This is a genomic window from Dermacoccus sp. UBA1591 (assembly GCF_002322065.1).
Taxonomy (GTDB): Bacteria; Actinomycetota; Actinomycetes; order Actinomycetales; family Dermatophilaceae; genus Dermacoccus; species Dermacoccus nishinomiyaensis.
Window position 1 is genome coordinate 1 of sequence record NZ_DCNR01000111.1, and the last position, 5,253, is coordinate 5,253.

Sequence of the window (5,253 nt, forward strand, 5' to 3'; positions counted from 1 at the left end):
GGCGAGGTCTTTCGGGATGGCGAGAGTGAAGAACTTCCAGCATCCGGGAGACCTCGACCCCTACCCGGCCACTGACGCGCTCAACCGACTAAACCCTCGTTCGTGAAGAGCCGGTTTGGAGAGCACCCCCACTCGCGGCGAGTGTGCGTGCACACCACCCACCCCAGATGCACACCACGGCACGGAGTGGATGGTGCACAAAACCTTCGTTTGAGCCACATGATTCGCCGCCTGGCCGCCACATCTAGGCGTTCGCCATGGCCGATTGCCCAGTGCGGAGCGTAGAGCAGAGTCCGTCGTTTGAGCTGCGCCAGGAGCATCCGTCGCGCATAACAACAGGAAACTGGTCCGCGGTGCAGCAAGACTCGCAAACCTACTCCGACAACGGCGCCACGTACTATCGCTACTTCGCCAAGCTTCAGGTCGCGATTCCCGCACCGGTGAATGGAACCCTCACCCTGCCCCCGCTGAGCTGGTTCATTAACTGCACCACATCCCTCCTCAGCCAGGTGAGCGTGAATGCCCGAGGTACAGTCACCATTAACGGCCAGGAGATCGTACAGGTCGGTCCTTTCCGCACAGTGTGATGTTTGCTCGGAGTTCACGTCGCACCCATTCCTCCCTTTGGAATTTTTTCTTCAATGCGACAGACCCCGGCGTCGTTTCATGACGCCCCGCCCATTTCGGCGGGGATCTCGAGGACGACTGTTACCTACTCGAGGGCGCTGATCATCACCTCGACGCTGTTGAGGTGGAGTTGTAGGCCGGGGACGACTTGATCCAGGCCACGCCTCGGGGCATCACATCAGCTTCAGGGCGGCGTGATTCCATCAACGGTGCCGCGCCGCCCCCGACGGGGGCCACAGCAGTTGATGGGTGTGAGTGCCACTCGGCTCGGTGATGGTGACGTCCTTCTCGCAGGCCCGGCGTAGTCGCGAGGCGACGGGGATACCACCATCACCGCCGCCGATGATGACGATGGAGTGGGACAGGGTTTCCTTCATGGATGCCCCTTAGGGGTAGTTGCGACGCGGTGCGTGGCGCGTCTCATGAGAGTTGTTTGCGAACACCGGAGACGCTCGGAGTGCCCGTGCTGCGGTTGTAAGGCAGTTTCGAGAGCATGGTGCCCATGGCGCAGGTGTTCGACAGCGCGGCGAACATCAGGCCGCCGCCCACAGCACCGGACAGCCACTTCGCCTTCGGTACGACGGTGCTGGCGAGTACGCCCGTGGCCACGAGCGAACCGGCGACGAGGCGCACCTGACGCTCCAGATCCCAGCGGGCCTGGCCGAACTCGACGTCATGACCGGCGTCGCGCCAGGCCTCGAAACCGCCGACGAGGACGCTCGTGTGCGGCACCCCGACCTTGGCCAGGGCCTGTTCGGCGCGTTCGGCGCGTGGGCCCATGCGACAGATGAGGACGGCGTCGCGGTTGATGCCGGCGCCGATCGCGGTGGCGTTCTTCTCGATCAGATCGACCGGCACGTTGATCGAACCGGGGATGCGCGCAGTGCCGTACTCGGCGGGGGTGCGCACGTCGAGCAGCAGTGTCTCGCCGGCCGTGACGGCGTCAGCGAGCTCGGCGGGGGTGAGGCGGTTTGCCAGGGCCATGAGAAATCTCCTTGAGTGGTGGATCGGCGGCTGCGACCAGCGGTCGCCGGGGGATTGGGGATCGGACGCGAGGGTCACAGGAGTTGGGGCAGGGCGCGCCACGCGGTGTACGCGGCGACGCACATCAAGAAGACGGCAAACCCGAGCTGCAGCATCCTCTTCGGGATGCGCTGGGCGAGCCGGCCGCCGAGCGCGGCTCCGATGACGGCGGTGGCGGCGAACGGCACCACGACATTCCATTCTAGATCCGCGCCGTCAGCAGAGTGGAACAACAACGAGGTGGCGCTGTTGATGACGACGACGAGCAGGGACGTGCCCACCGCATACAGCATGCAGTACCCGAGGGCCAAGGTGAGGGCGGGAACGATGGCGAACCCGCCGCCGACGCCGAAGAAGCCGGTGAGCAGGCCGACGCCGGTACCAGCCAGGGCCACCTTGACCAGGGCGAAGGTGTGCCCTCCGTTCTCCTCGCGCAACGGTCTCGGCACGCAGGCGGTGTTGTCGCGTTCGCGTCGTGCCCGCATGATCATCACCGTGGCGACGACGACGAGCAGCGCCGCGAACAGAGTGAGCAGTAGATTGCCGTCGACGCCGCGCGAGGCCCGGGTGCCGAGGTAGGCGCCGCCGATGCCGACGAGTCCGAAGAGCGCGCCCTGGCCCCACTGCACGGTGCCGGCGCGGTGGTGGCTCCACAGGCCGACGAGGGAGCTGATGCCGACGATGACGAGCGAACTCGCCGTCGCCTCGTGCGGGCTCCTGTGGAGCGCGTAGACGAGGACGGGCACCGTGAGGATGGCGCCCCCGCCGCCGAGCCCGGCGACGAGCAGGCCGACGGCGATTCCGGCGACGACGGCGATGAGCATGACGCTCAGGCCTCGCTGCCGTCGACGATGGCCAGCGACGTCTCGCGGGCGTTGTCGAACGCGTCGTCGACGGCGACGACGTGACGCCCGGCGGCGTCGAGCACGGACGCCGCGATCGAGGCGCGGTACCCACCGGCGCAGTGCACCCACACCTCGCCGGCGGGCACCTCGCCGACGCGGGTGATGATCTCGTGCAGCGGCACGTTGATCGCACCGTCGATGTGGCCGCTCGCGTACTCGCTGTCGCGTCGCACGTCGAGGACGACGACGTCACGGTGGTGACGCACCTGCGCGAGGTCGGCGAACGTGGCGCGCTCGAACGAAGCGAGTTCACCACTCGTCCAGTCCTGCGGTGTGCCGGTGGCGGCGGCCTGGGGGCGTTCGATGCCGATGCGCACGAGCTCACGCTGCGCCTCAGCGACCTGCTCGCGGCTGTCGCCCAGGAGGGTCAGTGGCGTGCCCCACGGGATGAGCCACCCGAGGTAGGTGGCGAACTGGCCGTCGATGCCGAAGTTCAGGGCCTGCTTGACGTGACCCTTCGCGTACGCCTGCCGGTTGCGCAGGTCGACGACCCATTCGCCGGCCTCGAGTGCGGCGCGGATAGCATCGGCGTCAGCCGCGGCGGGCTCGCTGAGGTCGGGGGCCGTGGCGGGCGCGTCGAGGTTGGCCGGGCCCATGTGGGCGTAGTAGGCGGGCCATGCCTCGAGCCCGGCGAGAATCTGTTCGACCCAGGTCTGCTCGTCCTCCATCAAAGCGGGGTTGGTGCGCTTCTCCGCCCCGATGGTCGAGGAGTCGGCGTCCGACTGGGTCGCCGAGCAGAAGCTGCCGAATCCGTGGGTGGGCAGAACCGCGGCGTCGTCGGGCACCTCATCGGCGATGCGGTGCGCCGAGGCGTACTGGTGGTGCACCAGAGGGTCGGTGTGCTCGGGGCCGAGCAGGTCGGGGCGGCCCGTCGAGCCGAACAGCAGGGAGCCGCCGGAGAAGATGCCCACCCGCTCGTCGTGCGAATCGAGCGCGTACGACAGGTGCGTGAACGTGTGTCCGGGGGTCGCCATGACGGTGACCGCAAGCGCGGGCGAGACCGTGATGACGTCACCGTCGTCCACTCCGACGCGTTCGAAACGCACCGGGTCGGCCACGTTGACGTGGTACGCGGCGCCCGTCGCGTCGGCCAGCGCGCGGCCGCCGGTGACGTAGTCGTTTTGAATGTGCGTCTCGAACACATGAGTGATCCGCACCCCTTCACGCTCGGCGAGATCGATGACGCGGTCGATGTCACGCTGCGGGTCGACGACGAGAGCGACCTCACCGTCGTGGGCCAGGTAGGAACGATCGCCGAGCGTCTTCGTGTCGATGGGGATGATCGTGGCCATGGCGTTCTCCTCGTGCGTACTGGGCTGGAAATATACCCCCGGGGGTATCTGTCGCCACCGTACTCGCATACCCCCGGGGGTATCAAGTAGGGTGGGGGCTTCATCGCAGTTCGAGTGGAAAGGCATCGGTGTGGAACTCTCTGCCGACGACATGGCTCCGGTGGTCAACCGGCTCAAGCGCGCCCAGGGTCAGCTGGGGGGTGTCATCCGCCTCATCGAAGAGGGCGGCGATTGCCAGAGCGTCGTCACCCAGCTCGCGGCGACGAGTCGCGCTCTCGATCGCGCCGGTTTCGCGATCCTCTCCTCGGGCCTGCAGCAATGCCTGGCGACGAAGGGCAGCGTCGAGGGCGAGGACGCGAAGACATTGGAGAAGCTGTTTCTGACCCTGTCCTGAAGCGCCTACCGCTAGGCGTAGCTCAAACGAAGGGTTCTGCACCACCGAGGCGAGCAGCTGGCTCAACCCACCGTTTCTGCTAGAGCAGCGGTCAGGTGCCAGCCCGAGATGTTGAGGTGTAGCTCAACGAATCTGTGAGCACGACCATCCGGCTCACAAATCCGACGCTGGCGCTCCCAGGTACGAGCTACTGCCGGGCAGCGAGGTACTCCACTGCGGGGCGTGGTGAGCTGAAGACAGGGGTGGGCAGGTCGGTGAGCAACGCTTCCGCCGGGGCCATGCTGGCTTGAGCCAAGATGACGACATCTGCGGTCGTCGCCGCGGCCCGGGCGGTTCGTGCGACGCATTCGACGTATCCCACCTGGTCCCCGGCTTCGAACATGTCCCAGGCGCCCTTCGCCACGATCGGCGTGGTCTCAACTTCGTGATCTGCCGCGCTGGCTTCTTCTTCAAGCAGCGCCAGCGTGGGCGCGAGAGTGGAGTCAAGGGCTGCGATGACGGCGATTCTGCGCCCGGCCTGTAAGGCGCGGGCAGCCATGGGCCGGTCCACTCTGAAGACCCGCACTCCCGGTTCGCTCTGCTCAGCAACGCTCCCAAGGGTTGAGCACGTGCAACAGATCAACTCTACGCCCCGATCTTTCAGGCTGCGCAGCTGAGCCTCGACGCGGTCAGCGACGGACTGTGGACCATTCACGCGGGCATCAGTTAGAAGGGACTCGTCGACCACGTGCACGAGGTGCGCTTCGGGGGCGACCTTGCTCAGAAGGTTGTCGAAAGTTGGAACGTGGACTGGCGACGTGTGCAAGAAGCCGATGCGCGACATGTGTGCATTCTTCATCGCGTGGCGCACATCGGACTTGGATGTCTCAGCACCCACGGAGGGGCGGTGGCTGAAACGAAGGGTTCTGCACCACCGAGGCGAGCAGACGTCCTGCGGCTGCATGGTAATCGTGAACCATCTCATCGTCCTTGAAAGCTCAGACACCAGGGCGGATGGTCACAATGTGCATGC

7 protein-coding genes are annotated in these 5,253 nt (G+C 66.2%); 2 read left to right on the forward strand and 5 right to left on the reverse strand.

Annotated elements, in window-relative coordinates; all coding sequences use genetic code 11:
• The first annotated feature begins 257 nt into the window (after positions 1-257).
• Complete coding sequence (locus B2284_RS12730) at positions 258-587, forward strand: hypothetical protein (RefSeq protein ID WP_143181557.1); 330 nt, start codon at positions 258-260, stop codon at positions 585-587.
• Between the two features lie 243 nt (positions 588-830).
• On the opposite strand, the gene B2284_RS12735 is transcribed toward B2284_RS12730, so the two are convergent.
• The 4 genes from B2284_RS12735 to B2284_RS12750 all read right to left on the reverse strand — a co-directional run bounded on the left by B2284_RS12735 (position 831) and on the right by B2284_RS12750 (position 3,847).
• Positions 831-1,004, reverse strand: coding sequence for a hypothetical protein (locus B2284_RS12735; RefSeq protein ID WP_165583672.1), 174 nt, complete (start codon positions 1,002-1,004; stop codon positions 831-833).
• Between the two features lie 43 nt (positions 1,005-1,047).
• Complete coding sequence (locus B2284_RS12740) at positions 1,048-1,611, reverse strand: rhodanese-like domain-containing protein (RefSeq protein ID WP_006943561.1); 564 nt, start codon at positions 1,609-1,611, stop codon at positions 1,048-1,050.
• Between the two features lie 74 nt (positions 1,612-1,685).
• Positions 1,686-2,474 (reverse strand): sulfite exporter TauE/SafE family protein, encoded by a 789-nt coding sequence (locus tag B2284_RS12745; protein ID WP_286697600.1) that lies wholly within the window; start codon positions 2,472-2,474, stop codon positions 1,686-1,688.
• Between the two features lie 5 nt (positions 2,475-2,479).
• Positions 2,480-3,847 carry an MBL fold metallo-hydrolase gene (locus tag B2284_RS12750; protein ID WP_286697601.1) on the reverse strand — a complete coding sequence of 456 codons (1,368 nt, stop codon included), beginning with the start codon at positions 3,845-3,847 and terminating at the stop codon, positions 2,480-2,482.
• Positions 3,848-3,977: 130 nt separating this feature from the next.
• On the opposite strand from B2284_RS12750, the gene B2284_RS12755 reads away from it, so the two are divergent.
• Complete coding sequence (locus B2284_RS12755) at positions 3,978-4,241, forward strand: metal-sensitive transcriptional regulator (RefSeq protein ID WP_006943555.1); 264 nt, start codon at positions 3,978-3,980, stop codon at positions 4,239-4,241.
• Between the two features lie 187 nt (positions 4,242-4,428).
• Here B2284_RS12755 and B2284_RS12760 read toward each other — a convergent pair whose 3' ends face one another.
• On the reverse strand, positions 4,429-5,064 hold the full coding sequence (locus tag B2284_RS12760; RefSeq protein WP_074046297.1) for a hypothetical protein: 636 nt from the start codon (positions 5,062-5,064) through the stop codon (positions 4,429-4,431).
• Between the last annotated feature and the right edge of the window lie 189 nt (positions 5,065-5,253).